The sequence below is a fragment of the Thermotoga sp. 2812B genome, from assembly GCF_000789335.1.
GTDB lineage: Bacteria > Thermotogota > Thermotogae > Thermotogales > Thermotogaceae > Thermotoga > Thermotoga maritima.
Map to the genome: position 1 here is coordinate 730,548 of NZ_CP003408.1, position 13,671 is coordinate 744,218.

Consider the following 13,671-nt stretch of genomic DNA (forward strand, 5'->3'; position numbering starts at 1 on the left):
CTACCTCCCGTCTGGAAAAGCTTTAAATAAAGTGTTAAAATTCCTTCAGAGGTGGTTCTACTATGAATATATCAACTATCGTGTCGAATTTAAAGGATCTCATTTTGGAAGTTCGTGCACCCTATGATCTCGAAATAACAGGTGTGTCCAACCACTCTTCTAAGGTAAAAAAAGGAGATCTTTTCATCTGCAGAAGAGGGGAGAAGTTCGATTCCCACGAGATAATACCCGAAGTGATGGAAAAAGGAGCAGTGGCTGTTGTCGTTGAAAGGGAAATAGATCTGGATTTTCCCTACATTCAGGTTTTTGACTCGCGCTATTTTGAGGCGAAAGTGGCCAGCCTTTTCTTCGAAGATCCCTGGAAAGACGTTTTAACCTTTGGAGTCACAGGAACAAATGGCAAAACCACAACAACCATGATGATCTACCACATGCTCACCTCTCTTGGAGAAAGAGGAAGCGTTCTCACCACCGCTGTGAAGAGAATCCTTGGAAACTCCTACTACGACGACATCACCACACCGGATGCGATCACCATCCTTTCCGCCATGAAAGAAAACAGGGAAGGTGGAGGGAAGTTCTTCGCCCTCGAAGTCTCTTCCCACGCACTGGTCCAACAAAGGGTCGAAGGAGTCAGATTCGATGTAGGAATATTCACCAACATATCACGCGATCACCTCGATTTTCACGGCACATTCGAAAACTATCTGAAAGCAAAGCTTCACCTCTTCGATCTGCTGAAAGATGATGGGGTCGCTGTTCTGAACGAATCACTGGCGGACGCTTTCAATCGGAAGTCGCGAAAAATCACCTTTGGAACATCGAAAAACGCCGATTACAGGCTGGGAAACATAGAAGTGAGCTGGGAAGGAACACAGTTCGTTCTGGAAACTCCCGATGGTTTGCTGAAGGTTTTCACAAGAGCGATAGGAGATTTCAACGCCTACAACGCCGCGGCCGCTATCGCGGCTCTTCACCAGCTCGGATACGATCCAAAAGATCTGGCGAGTTCCCTTGAGACGTTCACAGGGGTCGAGGGAAGATTCGAAGTAGTACGGGGAGCAAAGAAGATCGGGCTCAACGTCGTCGTCGATTTCGCTCATTCTCCAGATGCACTGGAAAAATTACTGAAAAATGTCAGGAAGATCTCTCAGGGAAGAGTGATAGTTGTCTTCGGGGCCGGGGGAAACAGCGACAGGGGAAAACGTCCCATGATGTCCGAAGTTGCATCAAAACTCGCTGACGTCGTAATCCTCACAACCGATGATCCACGAGGGGAAGACCCGGAACAGATAATGGAAGACCTGATAAAGGGTATAGATAAACGCAAACCGTATCTGGTGCTCTTCGACAGAAGAGAAGCCATCGAAACGGCTCTAACCATCGCCAACAGAGGAGATTCTGTTGTCATAGCGGGGAGAGGCCATGAAAGATACCAGATAATCGATGAAGAAAAGAAGGTGCCGTTCCAAGACAGAGAAGTCGTGGAAGAGATCATAAGAGACAAGCTGAAGGGGAGGAAATACGCCCAATGAAAGATCTACTCACAAGGCGTTTCGTTCTGAATTCGAAAGAAGTGAGAGAAGGTGACGTGTTCGTCGCCGTGAAAGGGAAAAGATTCGATGGTCACGATTTTATAGATGAAGCCCTCAGGAACGGCGCTTATGCGATCATTGCCGAGAGAAAAACGGTGAATTCTGATAGAATCTTTCTCGTAGAAAGTTCCGTTGACACGCTTGCTAAGCTGGCCCGAGAAAAGCTCGGGAATTTTTCCGGTACAGTCGTTGGTGTAACAGGTTCATCGGGAAAAACCACCACGAAAGAAATATTGTACAACCTTCTCAAAAACAAGAGAAGTGTCTTCAAAACACCGGGAAACATGAACACGGAGTACGGGTTGCCACTCTCCATTCTCAACGACTACAAAGGAGAAGAAATCCTGGTTCTCGAAATGGCCGCGAGCAGGCCCGGTGATATCGCTCACCTGTGTAAAATCGCTCCTCCGGATGTCGCCGTTCTCCTCAACGTTGGAAGCGCTCACCTCGAGTTTTTTGGAACACGAGAAAGAATCATGGAAACCAAGATGGAGATCATCAAGCACTCGAAAGAAAATGCGATAGCCGTAACACTCTTTGACGATCCTGATCTGAGAAAAGAAGTGCCTCGCTACAGAAATACACTGTTCTTCGGCAAAGAAGGCGGTGACTCGGTTCTAAAGGATTGGTGGTACTATGAGGGTTCCACGATCGCAGAGTTCGAAGCTTTTGATTCTCTTTTCACAGTGAAACTCTCCGGATACTGGAATGGAGGGCAACTTCTGAACATCGCCGCTTCTCTGTGTGTCATGAGAACTTTGGGCGAAACTGTGGATATCTTCGATCTTGCCAGCCTGAAAACAGTTCCCGGCCGTTTCAACGTGAGAGAAAAAAAAGGTGTGCTGATCGTGGATGATACGTACAACGCAAGCCCTGAAGCGTTTCAAACTTCCATAGAGGCGCTTCTTCGTTTCCCCGGAAAGAAATTCGCTGTTGTGGGAGCGATGAAAGAGCTCGGGGAGAGGTCGAAGGAATTTCACGAAGAGCTCGGAGAGAGATTGAACGTTCTGGATGGGGTGTACATTTTCTTGTCAGAACCCGAAGCGGAATGGATCAAATCCAAAAAGATCATTCTGAAGTCAGACGATCCCGAAAAGATAGCGAAAGATCTCGCCACCAGGGTAAAAAAAGGGGATGTGGTTCTCTTCAAAGCTTCAAGAGCGGTGAGAATAGAAAGAGTTCTGGAAATGTTTGAAAAGGAGCTGGAGAAAAGATGATAGCAGCGAATTTTCTCCTGAACCTTTTTCTTTATCCGATCCTCATAAAACTCTTCAGACGAAGAAGAATCGGGCAGTACATAAGGAAAGAAGGCCCAGACCTTCACGGCTACAAAGAGGGTACCCCCACCATGGGAGGTATTCTGTTCGTTCTGACCGGTTTTCTGTTTGGAATGATTTCGAAGACAAATACGATGGTGTTGCTCGGCATGTTTCTCTTCTTCCTCATCGGTTTTCTGGATGACTTTCTCAGTGTGGCAAGAAAAGATTCCACCGGGTTGAAAACTTATCAGAAGGCTCTGCTTCAGACCCTCGCAGCCTTCATTATGTTGCTTCTGATACGTCCCGACACGAACGTCGACTTTTTTGGCTCCACGATTGAAATGGGGAAGTGGTATTACCTCTTCGCGCTCCTGGTCATCGTGGGAAGTTCGAACGCCATGAACCTGACGGACGGACTAGACGGCCTAGCCGGGTGGATATACGTGAGTGGGAGCATCCCTTACTGGTTTTTCCTCAAAGAAAGGGGAGTCTCGGAGGATATTCTGTTGATCCTTGGAGTCGGTGTTCTTGCCTTTCTCGTGTTCAACTCGAAACCCGCAAAGATCTTCATGGGAGACACAGGTTCCATCACACTCGGTGGGGTTTTGGGAACTGTTTCCGTTCTGACAAAAACGGAGTTCTATCTGGTGCTTTTCTTTATGATTCCCGTCATCGAAACGTTGAGCGTTATTCTTCAGGTGGGATCTTTCAAGATCTTCAAACGCAGAATATTCAAAATGTCTCCTCTGCACCATCACTTCGAATTGATTGGATGGAGCGAGGAAAAAATCGTGGCGGTGTTCACCGTTTTCAATCTGATATCTTCTCTTGTCGCTCTTGAGATCTTCGGGGTGATAGGATGAAAATAGGCTTTCTGGGTTTTGGAAAGAGCAACAGGTCCCTTCTGAAATATCTTTTGAATCATCAAGAAGCGAAATTTTTCGTGAGCGAAGCAAAAACTCTGGACGGTGAAACGAAAAAATTTCTGGAAGAACATTCGGTGGAATACGAAGAAGGAGGCCACACCGAAAAACTCCTGGATTGTGATGTTGTTTACGTGAGTCCCGGGATAAAACCAGACACGAGCACGATCGAACTCCTCTCCTCCAGAGGTGTAAAACTATCCACAGAACTTCAGCTTTTCCTGGACAATGTAGATCCAAAAAAGGTCGTGGGCATCACGGGCACTGACGGAAAAAGCACCGCCACCGCTCTCATGTATCATGTGCTTTCCAGAAGAGGATTCAAGACTTTCCTTGGTGGAAACTTTGGTACACCGGCTGTGGAAGCCCTGGAAGGAGAGTACGACTATTACGTACTGGAAATGAGCAGTTTCCAGCTTTTCTGGAGCGAAAGACCGTATCTTTCAAACTTCCTCGTTCTGAACATATCCGAAGATCATTTAGACTGGCACTCCTCTTTCGAAGAATACGTTGATTCAAAGTTGAAACCGGCTTTTCTCCAGACAGAAGGAGATCTGTTCGTCTACAACAAGCACATAGAGCGCTTGAAAGATCTGGAAGGTGTGAGATCCAGAAAAATCCCTTTCTGGACGGATGAAAACTTTGCCACAGAAAGAGAACTGATCGTCCACGGGAAGAAATACACACTTCCTGGGAACTATCTGTATCAGACGAGGGAAAACATACTGGCAGTTTCCGTTCTTTACACGGAGATGTTCAACGAACTGGAAAGTTTTCTGGAACTTCTCAGAGATTTCAAGCCGCTCCCGCACAGAATGGAATATCTGGGTCAAATAGATGGAAGACATTTCTACAACGACTCGAAAGCCACGTCGACACACGCGGTACTGGGTGCACTCTCCAACTTCGACAGGGTGGTTCTCATAATGTGTGGAATCGGCAAAAAAGAAAACTATTCTCTCTTCGTGGAAAAAGCCAGTCCAAAGCTGAAACATCTCATCATGTTCGGAGAGATATCTAAGGAACTCGCTCCGTTTGTGGGGAAAATTCCTCACAGCATCGTCGAAAACATGGAAGAAGCCTTTGAGAAAGCACTGGAAATCTCCGAAAAAGGTGATGTGATTCTTCTCAGTCCGGGAGGAGCGAGCTTTGACATGTACGAAAACTACGCAAAAAGAGGTGAACACTTCAGAGAGCTCTTCAAACGACACGGAGGGGATAAAGTTTGAACGAAAAATCTCTCGTGTTCTTTGTCATCGTACTTCTGTGCGTGGGCTTCATATCTCTCAGCAGTTTTGAAATAGTTCGGGATTACGTGAAGCCAGTCAGCGACAGCACACATGTGGTGCTGAACCATTTGATGAAGCTCGCGGTGGCCATCGCTTTTTTCGTTGTCTTCCTCTACACGGACCACAGATTGCTTTTCTCAAAACAAATCATCGTGGGGGGATACGTCCTCTCCCTTGTTCTTCTGACGGTCGTGCTGTTTCTCCCCTCGGGTGAGAGAGGTGCACACAGGTGGATAGATCTTGGCAGCTTTTCATTCCAGCCATCCGAACTGGTCAAAATCTACATTCTTCTGTTTCTCGCGTGGTACGTTGAAAAAAACTCCCTGTTCATGAAAAAATTCTTCAGGGGATTTTTGAAGCCGATTCTTCTTGTTTCTCCTCTACTCTTCCTTGTTCTGATAGAACCCGATTTCAGTACTTTTGTGCTTCTTGTTTTAATGGTTATCCTCACACTCTACGCTGCTGAAACTCGCGGGATTTACGTGCTGAGTTTCTTTCTGGTGATAATTTCTCTTTTTATTTCCATGTATAAAACCGGTGTTCTGGAACATTTCCTGAAAAATTACCAGATGGAAAGACTCATATCGTATCTGAGAGGGAACGTTTCAGAACAGGTTGTTGAAGCAGTGAACGCTATAAGAAACGGTGGTACGCTTGGTAAAGGACTGGTTCTCGGCGAGGAAAAGCTCTTCGTGCCTGTGGTGACAAGCGACTTCGTGTTAGCTATAGTGGGAGAAGAGCTTGGCTTCATAGGTCTGGGAGTTGTCCTGTTCTCATTTTACGGATTGGTTCACAGCCTTGTGAAGGTCGCTACGAAAATGCACATGGTTCCATCAGTCAGAACGTTCATCTCCGGTTTCGCTATTTTGATAATGCTTCAGGTGATGACGAACGTTGGTGTCATATCCGGAATTCTTCCAGTCACGGGAGTAACCCTTCCTCTGGTAAGCTATGGAGGGAGTTCACTTCTTTCCATCATGATAGGTTTTGGAATAATCGGAAATATGATTCTGGAGAGTGAAAGAGAGTGATAAAGATCGCTGCAGCTGGCGGTGGCACCGGTGGACATCTCTATCCACTTCTGGCTATCCTCGAGACGCTCGCGAAAAGAGTTGACGTGAAGGTCCTGTTCTTCGCTGTAAAAGGCAAAATCGATGAGAGAGTTGTGAGAAAAGATCATCCAGAGTTCGAAACAGTTTCAATCGATGTCAGAGGTTTGCTCAGGCCACTCCATCATCCAAAAAACCTGTGGAGAACCTTGAAGATAGGAATTGCTACGATCGAAGTAAAGAAACATTTGAAGCGCTTCAAACCGGATTTAGTGGTTCTCACGGGTGGATACATATCTGGAGTTGTGGGGCTAGCCGCTAAGGATCTTGGGATACCCATCTTTGTTCACGAACAAAACATCGTTCCAGGACTCGCAGTGAAAGTTCTCTCACAGTACGCGAAGAAAGTTTTCGTCTCTTTCGAAAGAACCCGAAATTATCTGAGAGAATGGCAGGATAAAATCGTCGTCACTGGATGTCCGGTGAGAGAAACGGAAAAAGAAGCACCTCTGAAGGATTTCGTGCTTGTCCTAGGTGGAAGTCTGGGGAGTGAAGCGATAAACGAGTTGATGGAAAAGGTGTATCCAGAACTTCAGGAAACTCAATTCGTACATTCCACGGGATCAGACGATTGGACAAAAAGGCTTTCCGCTTTTCCAAATGTAACAGCACTCACCTACATAGATCCTGTGGGAGCCTACTGGAAGAAAGCGATCGCGTCCATTTCAAGGGCAGGGGCGAGTACAATCGCAGAGATGATGTACTACGGTGTTCCCGGAATACTGATACCGTGGGAAAGTTCCGCCGAATCGCACCAGCTTGAAAACGCCCTGGAAGTGGAAAGATTGGGGTATGGCATCGTTATCAGAGAAAACGAGGCGTCTCCTCGGAAAATAATCGAGTCTATTGATAAAGTAGTGAAAAAAGGTAAAATAGAGAAGATGAAAGAAAACCCTGCTTCCAAAATATCTGAGGAAATACTGGGGGAGATAATGTGAAAATTCATTTCGTAGGAATTGGTGGAATTGGAATGAGTGCCGTGGCTTTGCACGAATTCTTGAATGGAAACGATGTTTACGGTTCAAATATAGAGGAAACAGAAAGAACCGCTTATTTAAGAAAATTAGGAATTCAGATTTTTGTGCCACACTCCGCAGACAACTGGTACGATCCCGATCTGGTTATAAAAACCCCCGCCGTTCGTGACGACAACCCGGAGATAGTACGCGCCAGGATGGAAAAGGTCCCGATCGAAAACAGACTGCATTATTTCCGAGACATTTTGAAACGGGAGAAAAAGGAAGAGTTCGCTGTGACCGGAACCGATGGAAAAACCACAACAACCGCTATGGTTGCGTACGTTTTGAAACATTTGAAAAAGTCTCCAACGGTGTTCCTTGGGGGCATAATGGATTCTCTCGAACACGGAAACTACGAGAAAGGAAACGGACCTGTAGTTTACGAACTCGACGAGAGCGAAGAGTTTTTCTCAGAGTTCTCTCCAAACTACCTCATAATCACAAACGCCAGAGGAGATCATCTGGAAAACTACGGCAACTCTTTGTCCAGATACAGATCGGCCTTCGAAAAGATCAGCAGGAACACCGATCTGGTAGTCACCTTCGCAGAGGACGAACTCACATCCCATCTGGGTGATGTAACTTTTGGCGTGAAGAAAGGCACATACACCCTCGAGATGAGAAGCGCTTCTCGCGCCGAACAAAAAGCAGTAGTGGAGAAAAATGGAAAGAGATATCTCGAACTCAAACTCAAGGTTCCCGGTTTTCACAACGTTTTGAACGCACTGGCAGTGATAGCGCTTTTCGACTCGCTCGGGTACGATCTGACCCCAGTACTCGAAGCACTGGAAGAATTCCGGGGAGTTCACAGACGTTTTTCCATCGCGTTTCACGATCCGGAAACGAACATCTATGTGATAGACGACTACGCCCACACACCAGATGAGATAAGAAACCTTCTTCAGACAGCAAAAGAAGTCTTCGAAAATGAAAAAATCGTGGTGATATTCCAGCCGCACCGATATTCCAGACTGGAAAGAGAAGATGGAAACTTCGCAAAGGCGCTTCAGCTGGCGGATGAAGTTGTGGTCACGGAAGTCTACGACGCGTTCGAAGAAAAGAAAAACGGCATCTCAGGGAAGATGATCTGGGACTCTCTCAGATCGCTCGGTAAAGAGGCGTACTTCGTTGAGAAGCTTCCAGAACTGGAAAAGGTAATCCCCGTGAGTGAAAACACCGTCTTCCTTTTCGTTGGTGCCGGAGATATCATCTACTCTTCCAGAAGGTTCGTGGAACGTTATCAGAGCTCCAAAAGTTCTCCTTCGCGCGTCCTGGGATCGAACAAATAGACGGTGCTCTTACCGGAAAGATAACCACACGCTTCTCCGGGATTCACCACGAGAGTTTTTCCTTCTTTTCTCACATCCACTCTATGAGTATGCCCGTAGAGAATCAGATCGAACTCCTGGGAGCGAACGATCGCATCCAGAAGAACGGGTTCGTGCATCATTGCTATTCTTAAACCATCGATCTCCAGGGAAATGGGTGGTTTTTTAATTCTTCCGCCGGATCTTTTGTCCAGCAGCAGTACTTCTCCGTCGTTGTTTCCAAAAACACCGTAGAAATCCACCCCTTCTTTGATCAATCTTCCAAGTGTGAACGGCGCAACGAAGTCACCACAGTGGAAAATTTTTTCGATGTTCTTCTCAGATAGAAGTTCTTCCACCTTTTTCAGAACTTCCATGTTATCGTGAGTGTCACTGAGTATCAGCCACATTCACATCACCCCCATGTATAGTTTACCGCCATGATTATGGACGTTGAAACGATCGTGAAGAAAGTGACGAGCCCGCTCGCGAGTTCCGCATCGTAACCCTTTTCAACCGAGTACACGAGTGTCATGATGGCAGAAGGAAGAAGCGGTGAAAGAAACAGGTTCATCTCTTCGAAAGAAGAAAGAGAGAAGATCTTCACTGCAATCAGAGCAACAAGCAACCCGGCAGCATACTTTACGAGTCCCGCCATTAAAATCAGAAGGAATTTGTCGTAAACCGATCTGAAGCTGAGATAGTATCCCACAAGAAAAAACACGAGGAAGGCATTAGCGTTCTTTATCGTTCGTGCCACATCTAGAACGACATCAGGTGGAACCACTTTGAGGCTGTTCATTGTTATTCCGACGAGAAGAACCAGAAACGGTGGGAAGGTGAAAACCTTCAGTATTCCCTTTTTGTTCCGCTCAGCCACTGCTTTCCCCACACCAAATATGAAGAAAGAATTCCCCAGGTCGAACAGAGCGAAGTTAACCACCGATGCTTCTCCCCACAGACTTTCTGCCAGAGGATACATGAACAACCCTGTGTTGAAACCAACGAAAGAGAGAATGATCGGGATTCTCACTCTTGGGTCCTTTATTCTCGAGAAAAACAGAAAGGCAAGAAAGATGAGAAGAAGGTTACTCAAAATACCAGTTGCGGTGAAGGCGAACTTCGAAAAGTGAAAACGCGAAGTGGAAAAACTGTAGAAGATCGCCGCAGGCAGTGTGAAATTCACCACAAGCTTTGAAAGGACCTTACCAGTATCTCTTTCGAAAAATTTCTTCGTCAGATAACCGATCAGTATGATGATCGAAAATTCCATTCAGTGCACCCCTGAGAGGAATTCTACCAGAAAAAGAGGGCGTCTCTTTGACGCCCTCTTTATGGTTTTCTAACACCAATTTTCTTCCTTTCCTTCTTTTTCTTGAACTCACACACACCCACCGGACATTTATCAGCGCCTATGTGGACTTTGAACTCTTCCTCGAAGTTGTCAACGATGGAGAGCAGAGGAACCGGAATGCTTTGACCCAGTCCGCAGAAAGAAGTTTCCCCCGCGTTTCGAGCGATCTCCCTCAACGTATCGAGATCCTCTTTTTTGCCTTCGCCTCTGCTTATTCTCTCCAAAATATTGACGATCATCCTCGTACCTTCCCGACACGGTGTACACTTCCCACACGACTCGTGTTCGAAGAACCTCATAACGGTGAGTGCGAGATCCACCACACAGTGAGTCTCGTCAGCAACGAGAATCACTCCTGATCCGAGAGAAACTCCGTACTTTGCGTAAGAATCAAAATCGAGTGGAATGCCGAGTTTGTCTGGTCCGATGAACGTTCCTGCACTACCACCCGTTTGCACCACTTTCAACTTCCTGCCACCCTCAATCCCCCCACCAAATTTGAAGATGAGATCTCTCACCGTCACCCCCATTGGCACTTCCACGATTCCCTTTCTCACCACATTACCCACGAGGGAGAACACTTTCGTCCCAGGAGAAGACTCGGTGCCGAACTTTTTGAACCACTCCGCGCCGTTCATTATTATCCTTGGAACGTTCACAAAAGTTTCCACGTTGTTCACAACGGTGGGTTTTCCAAAGAGGCCAAAGGTGGGAGGGTAAGGAGGTTTCAGCCTGGGTCGAGCGGGTTTTCCTTCTATGGACTCTATCAACGCCGTCTCCTCTCCCGCCACGTAAGCTCCCGCCCCGAGCCTTATTTTCAGATCGAAGTTGAATCCACTTCCGAGAATGTTCTCACCGAGGAATCCGTACTCGTAAGCCTGTTCTACAGCTTTTTTCAAGATTTCTATCGAACTGTGATACTCTCCCCTTATGTATATGTAACCCTTCGTTGCACCAACCGCGTACCCCGCTATGATCATACCCTCTATCAAAGAATGAGGATCACCCTCCATGATGAGCCTGTCTTTAAAGGTACCGGGTTCTCCTTCATCGGCGTTGCACAGAACATATTTCTGGTCGGCAGAAGCTTTGTAGGTGAATTCCCATTTCAGACCCGTTGGAAAACCGGCTCCACCTCTTCCTCTCAGCCCACTTCTCTTTATCTCTTCGATTACCTCTCCCGGTTCCATCTGGAGCGCCTTGGCAAGGGCAAAGTAACCGTCTCTTGCGATGTATTCCTCTATACGAGTGGGATCTATCTCTCCTACGTTCTTTAGAACGATACGAGTTTCTTCAGCCACTTTCTCTACCTCAACGGTTCTTCTTATCTGACTCTCGGGAATTTCAAGATCGAGCACTCTCCTTCCTTTGAGAATGTGCTCTTCGAAGATCCTCCTCACATCCAATTCATTCCTCACAACGTAGAAAACACCGTCGGGAAGAACGGAAACAATCACTCCTTCTGGATAAATTCCCATGCTACCCGTTTCCAGTACATCGACGGTATCTTCGAGATTGTGTTCCTTCACAAGATCTCTGAAGTAATTGAGAAAGTGACGAGCACCCATCAACACACTGTTCGAATCCACTGAAACCAGGACTGTTATCGGTTTCATAGCGACTCACCTCTCAGTCTATCTATGAGATCCTTCACACGATCGGGCGTCATGTTACCGTAATACTCGTCGTTCACCATGATCACCGGTGCAACACCACAAAGGCCCAGACAACTCGTCATTTCGAGTGTGAAAAGACCATCAGAAGTGGTCTGTCCGAAGTCGATTTTCAGAATTTCCTTGAGGGCTTTGACCACTTCTCTTCCGTTTTCAACATGACACGGAAGACTCTCACAAACCCTTATCACGTATTTTCCCTTCGGTTTTGTCGAGAACATGGTGTAGAACGTCAACACCTCGTACACTCTGGAGAGCGGAACACCGAGCTCTTCAGCCACGATCTCAGCAGCCTCCGGTGGTATGAAGTTGTCAAAGCGCTTCTGTATCTCGTGTAGGGTGTTTATCAAAACGTCTCTCTCTTCTGCTGTCTCTTTAGCTTTCTGGACGATCTCTGCTATTACCTCCCTCATCTTCACTCCCCCTCGTCAAAAATTTCACAATTATTCACGAAAAATTATACCACTTTTTCTGTGCCATTTAAAAAAGGTTTTTCAACCAGTCAAAAATAGGAATCAAAACCAGCGCCGGAAGTAGGTTCCCAACCTTCACCTCTTTCAGTTTAAGAATCCTTATTCCAAGGCCCAGAATCATGACACCACCTGTGCCAACAAAATCGGAGATAAACACATCACCTGTGAGAAAAGTCAAACTCTTTGCGAAAACAACGAGAAGTCCCTGAACGAGGAACACAGAAACTGCCGAGAGAAAAACCCCTGTTCCTAAGGTTGCCGTGAGCACTGTGGCTGATACTGTGTCGAGCACCGTTTTCACGAGTATCAAATCCGCGTTTCCCGTGAGTCCTATGTTTATGGATCCCACTATGGTCATGGGACCAACCAGAAAGAGAAGCGAAGAAGTGAGAAAACTCTCCGCAAACCCCTGAGAATTACTGAACTTTTTCCCAATACCTTCTATTCTGTCCTCTATTCTGAACAACTCTCCGATGATGCCGCCTGCGACGAGTGCTAGGAGAATCATCAAAAAATCATCACCCTGCGTGACCATCCGGATACCTATACCCAGTGTGGTGAGTCCTATCACCGTGAAAAGGATGTCGTGTAACCTCTGAGGAATCTTTCTTTTGAACAGGAAGCCCACGGACGCACCGATCAAAACCCCAAGTGCGTTCAGAAGAACAGCGTAGTGAAACATCATACCAACCTCCCGCTCTGCGCGAACAGACCGAATATTCCCCCCGTGTGGATGAAAAGAACGTTCTTTCCCGAATTTCTGAACATTTCGATCATTCCTCTGAAGGCTTTCGCCGTGTAGACCGGATCGAGGATGATGCCTTCTATCGAAGCTGCTTCCTTCAAGATCTCCACATCCTCACTGGACGGGATCGCATATCCCGGCCCTCTGTAATCGTCCACCACTTCGAAAACGGTTTCGTTGATCCTCAGACCATACTCTTCCATACCACTAATTATTCTTTTCACCTTCCTCACAAAATAATCCGAGTTTTTCGTGGTGACGTTCACACCCACTACGGGTACGTGGTATCCCAGAAAGGAAATTCCAGCTGACAAGCCCGCTATGGTTCCCCCACTTCCAACAGCACACACGATAGCATCGAAAGATTCGAGGTTCAATTGATCTTTCATCTCCAGCACCGCATTGAAGTAGCCAAAGGCCCCAAGGGAGTTCGATCCCCCTTCGGGTATCACGTACACCTTTTCACCTTTCTTCTCTCTCATCTTTTTGTGAACATCGAAGATCTCATCGATGCGTTCGTACTCTTCCGGGGATACCTCCACTATTTCAGCACCGAGGAGAATGTCGAGGAGAAGATTTCCGTTCAGTACCTTCTCCCCTTTTCTGAGGAAGAGAACAGGTTTCAAACCGTGTTTTCTCGAAACGTATGCCGTTGCTCTGGCATGGTTCGACTGAAGACCTCCACAGGTGAAGACAGTCGTTGCTCCTTTTTTAAGAGCTTCCCATAGAAGATACTCCAGCTTTCTGATTTTGTTGCCCGATCCCACAAGCTCTGTGAGATCGTCTCTTTTAACGTAGATGTTGAACCCGTATTCTTCCGAGAGTCTTTTGAGAAACTGAACAGGTGTGGGTTTAAGGGAAAGATCGATTCTCATTCGTCTCCCCCCTCTTTTTGTTTGTTAGAATTGTAGCACGGGAGGGAGAG

Annotated in this window: 13 protein-coding genes; 7 read left to right on the plus strand and 6 right to left on the minus strand. The window is 46.7% G+C overall.

Translation table 11 applies throughout. The annotated features are described in order from the left end of the window. The first annotated feature begins 62 nt into the window (after nt 1–62). From T2812B_RS03675 to murC, 7 genes are read left to right on the plus strand one after another with little or no spacing between them, the layout of a single operon-like run. Nucleotides 63–1,535, plus strand: coding sequence for a UDP-N-acetylmuramoyl-L-alanyl-D-glutamate--2,6-diaminopimelate ligase (locus tag T2812B_RS03675; RefSeq protein ID WP_004082936.1), 1,473 nt, complete (start codon nt 63–65; stop codon nt 1,533–1,535). After that, entirely contained in the window at nt 1,532–2,812 is a 1,281-nt protein-coding gene (gene murF / locus T2812B_RS03680) for a UDP-N-acetylmuramoyl-tripeptide--D-alanyl-D-alanine ligase (protein ID WP_008193840.1), read from the plus strand. Before T2812B_RS03675 ends, murF begins: the two co-directional genes overlap by 4 nt. After that, nucleotides 2,809–3,717 (plus strand): phospho-N-acetylmuramoyl-pentapeptide-transferase, encoded by a 909-nt coding sequence (mraY, locus tag T2812B_RS03685; protein WP_004082932.1) that lies wholly within the window; start codon nt 2,809–2,811, stop codon nt 3,715–3,717. The genes murF and mraY overlap by 4 nt, the downstream gene beginning before the upstream one ends. Continuing rightward, nucleotides 3,714–5,006 carry a UDP-N-acetylmuramoyl-L-alanine--D-glutamate ligase gene (gene murD / locus T2812B_RS03690; protein ID WP_008193845.1) on the plus strand — a complete coding sequence of 431 codons (1,293 nt, stop codon included), beginning with the start codon at nt 3,714–3,716 and terminating at the stop codon, nt 5,004–5,006. Before mraY ends, murD begins: the two co-directional genes overlap by 4 nt. After that, complete coding sequence (locus T2812B_RS03695) at nt 5,003–6,097, plus strand: FtsW/RodA/SpoVE family cell cycle protein (protein ID WP_008193847.1); 1,095 nt, start codon at nt 5,003–5,005, stop codon at nt 6,095–6,097. The genes murD and T2812B_RS03695 overlap by 4 nt, the downstream gene beginning before the upstream one ends. Continuing rightward, complete coding sequence (gene murG / locus T2812B_RS03700; RefSeq protein ID WP_008193849.1) at nt 6,094–7,113, plus strand: undecaprenyldiphospho-muramoylpentapeptide beta-N-acetylglucosaminyltransferase; 1,020 nt, start codon at nt 6,094–6,096, stop codon at nt 7,111–7,113. The genes T2812B_RS03695 and murG overlap by 4 nt, the downstream gene beginning before the upstream one ends. Continuing rightward, nucleotides 7,110–8,483: a UDP-N-acetylmuramate--L-alanine ligase gene (gene murC / locus T2812B_RS03705; RefSeq protein ID WP_008193851.1), complete on the plus strand. Its 1,374-nt coding sequence runs from the start codon at nt 7,110–7,112 to the stop codon at nt 8,481–8,483. Before murG ends, murC begins: the two co-directional genes overlap by 4 nt. On the opposite strand, the gene T2812B_RS03710 is transcribed toward murC, so the two are convergent. From T2812B_RS03710 to T2812B_RS03735, 6 genes are all read right to left on the minus strand, one after another. Further along, nucleotides 8,435–8,911 (minus strand): metallophosphoesterase, encoded by a 477-nt coding sequence (locus T2812B_RS03710; RefSeq protein ID WP_008193852.1) that lies wholly within the window; start codon nt 8,909–8,911, stop codon nt 8,435–8,437. The two genes, murC and T2812B_RS03710, sit on opposite strands and share 49 nt — an antisense overlap. A gap of 5 nt (nt 8,912–8,916) precedes the next feature. Beyond that, entirely contained in the window at nt 8,917–9,774 is an 858-nt protein-coding gene (locus tag T2812B_RS03715) for an AEC family transporter (protein ID WP_008193855.1), read from the minus strand. A 59-nt stretch (nt 9,775–9,833) separates the two neighbouring features. Beyond that, nucleotides 9,834–11,471: an NADH-quinone oxidoreductase subunit NuoF gene (gene nuoF / locus T2812B_RS03720; protein WP_008193856.1), complete on the minus strand. Its 1,638-nt coding sequence runs from the start codon at nt 11,469–11,471 to the stop codon at nt 9,834–9,836. Further along, the gene (nuoE, locus tag T2812B_RS03725; RefSeq protein ID WP_008193858.1) at nt 11,468–11,941 is read right to left on the minus strand and encodes an NADH-quinone oxidoreductase subunit NuoE; all 474 of its coding nucleotides are present in this window, start codon (nt 11,939–11,941) and stop codon (nt 11,468–11,470) included. The genes nuoF and nuoE overlap by 4 nt, the downstream gene beginning before the upstream one ends. A 67-nt stretch (nt 11,942–12,008) precedes the next feature. Beyond that, nucleotides 12,009–12,683 carry a DUF554 domain-containing protein gene (locus T2812B_RS03730; RefSeq protein ID WP_008193860.1) on the minus strand — a complete coding sequence of 225 codons (675 nt, stop codon included), beginning with the start codon at nt 12,681–12,683 and terminating at the stop codon, nt 12,009–12,011. Further along, nucleotides 12,683–13,621, minus strand: coding sequence for a pyridoxal-phosphate dependent enzyme (locus T2812B_RS03735; RefSeq protein ID WP_008193862.1), 939 nt, complete (start codon nt 13,619–13,621; stop codon nt 12,683–12,685). Before T2812B_RS03735 ends, T2812B_RS03730 begins: the two co-directional genes overlap by 1 nt. Nucleotides 13,622–13,671: the final 50 nt, after the last annotated feature.

Coding starts and splice junctions, on each gene's coding strand:
- T2812B_RS03710 (WP_008193852.1), bottom strand. CDS start 8,911: ATGTGGCTGATACTCAGTGACACTCACGATAACATGGAAGTTCTGAAA.
- murF (WP_008193840.1), top strand. CDS start 1,532: ATGAAAGATCTACTCACAAGGCGTTTCGTTCTGAATTCGAAAGAAGTG.
- T2812B_RS03735 (WP_008193862.1), bottom strand. CDS start 13,621: ATGAGAATCGATCTTTCCCTTAAACCCACACCTGTTCAGTTTCTCAAA.
- mraY (WP_004082932.1), top strand. CDS start 2,809: ATGATAGCAGCGAATTTTCTCCTGAACCTTTTTCTTTATCCGATCCTC.
- nuoF (WP_008193856.1), bottom strand. CDS start 11,471: ATGAAACCGATAACAGTCCTGGTTTCAGTGGATTCGAACAGTGTGTTG.
- T2812B_RS03675 (WP_004082936.1), top strand. CDS start 63: ATGAATATATCAACTATCGTGTCGAATTTAAAGGATCTCATTTTGGAA.
- T2812B_RS03730 (WP_008193860.1), bottom strand. CDS start 12,683: ATGTTTCACTACGCTGTTCTTCTGAACGCACTTGGGGTTTTGATCGGT.
- T2812B_RS03715 (WP_008193855.1), bottom strand. CDS start 9,774: ATGGAATTTTCGATCATCATACTGATCGGTTATCTGACGAAGAAATTT.
- nuoE (WP_008193858.1), bottom strand. CDS start 11,941: ATGAGGGAGGTAATAGCAGAGATCGTCCAGAAAGCTAAAGAGACAGCA.
- murD (WP_008193845.1), top strand. CDS start 3,714: ATGAAAATAGGCTTTCTGGGTTTTGGAAAGAGCAACAGGTCCCTTCTG.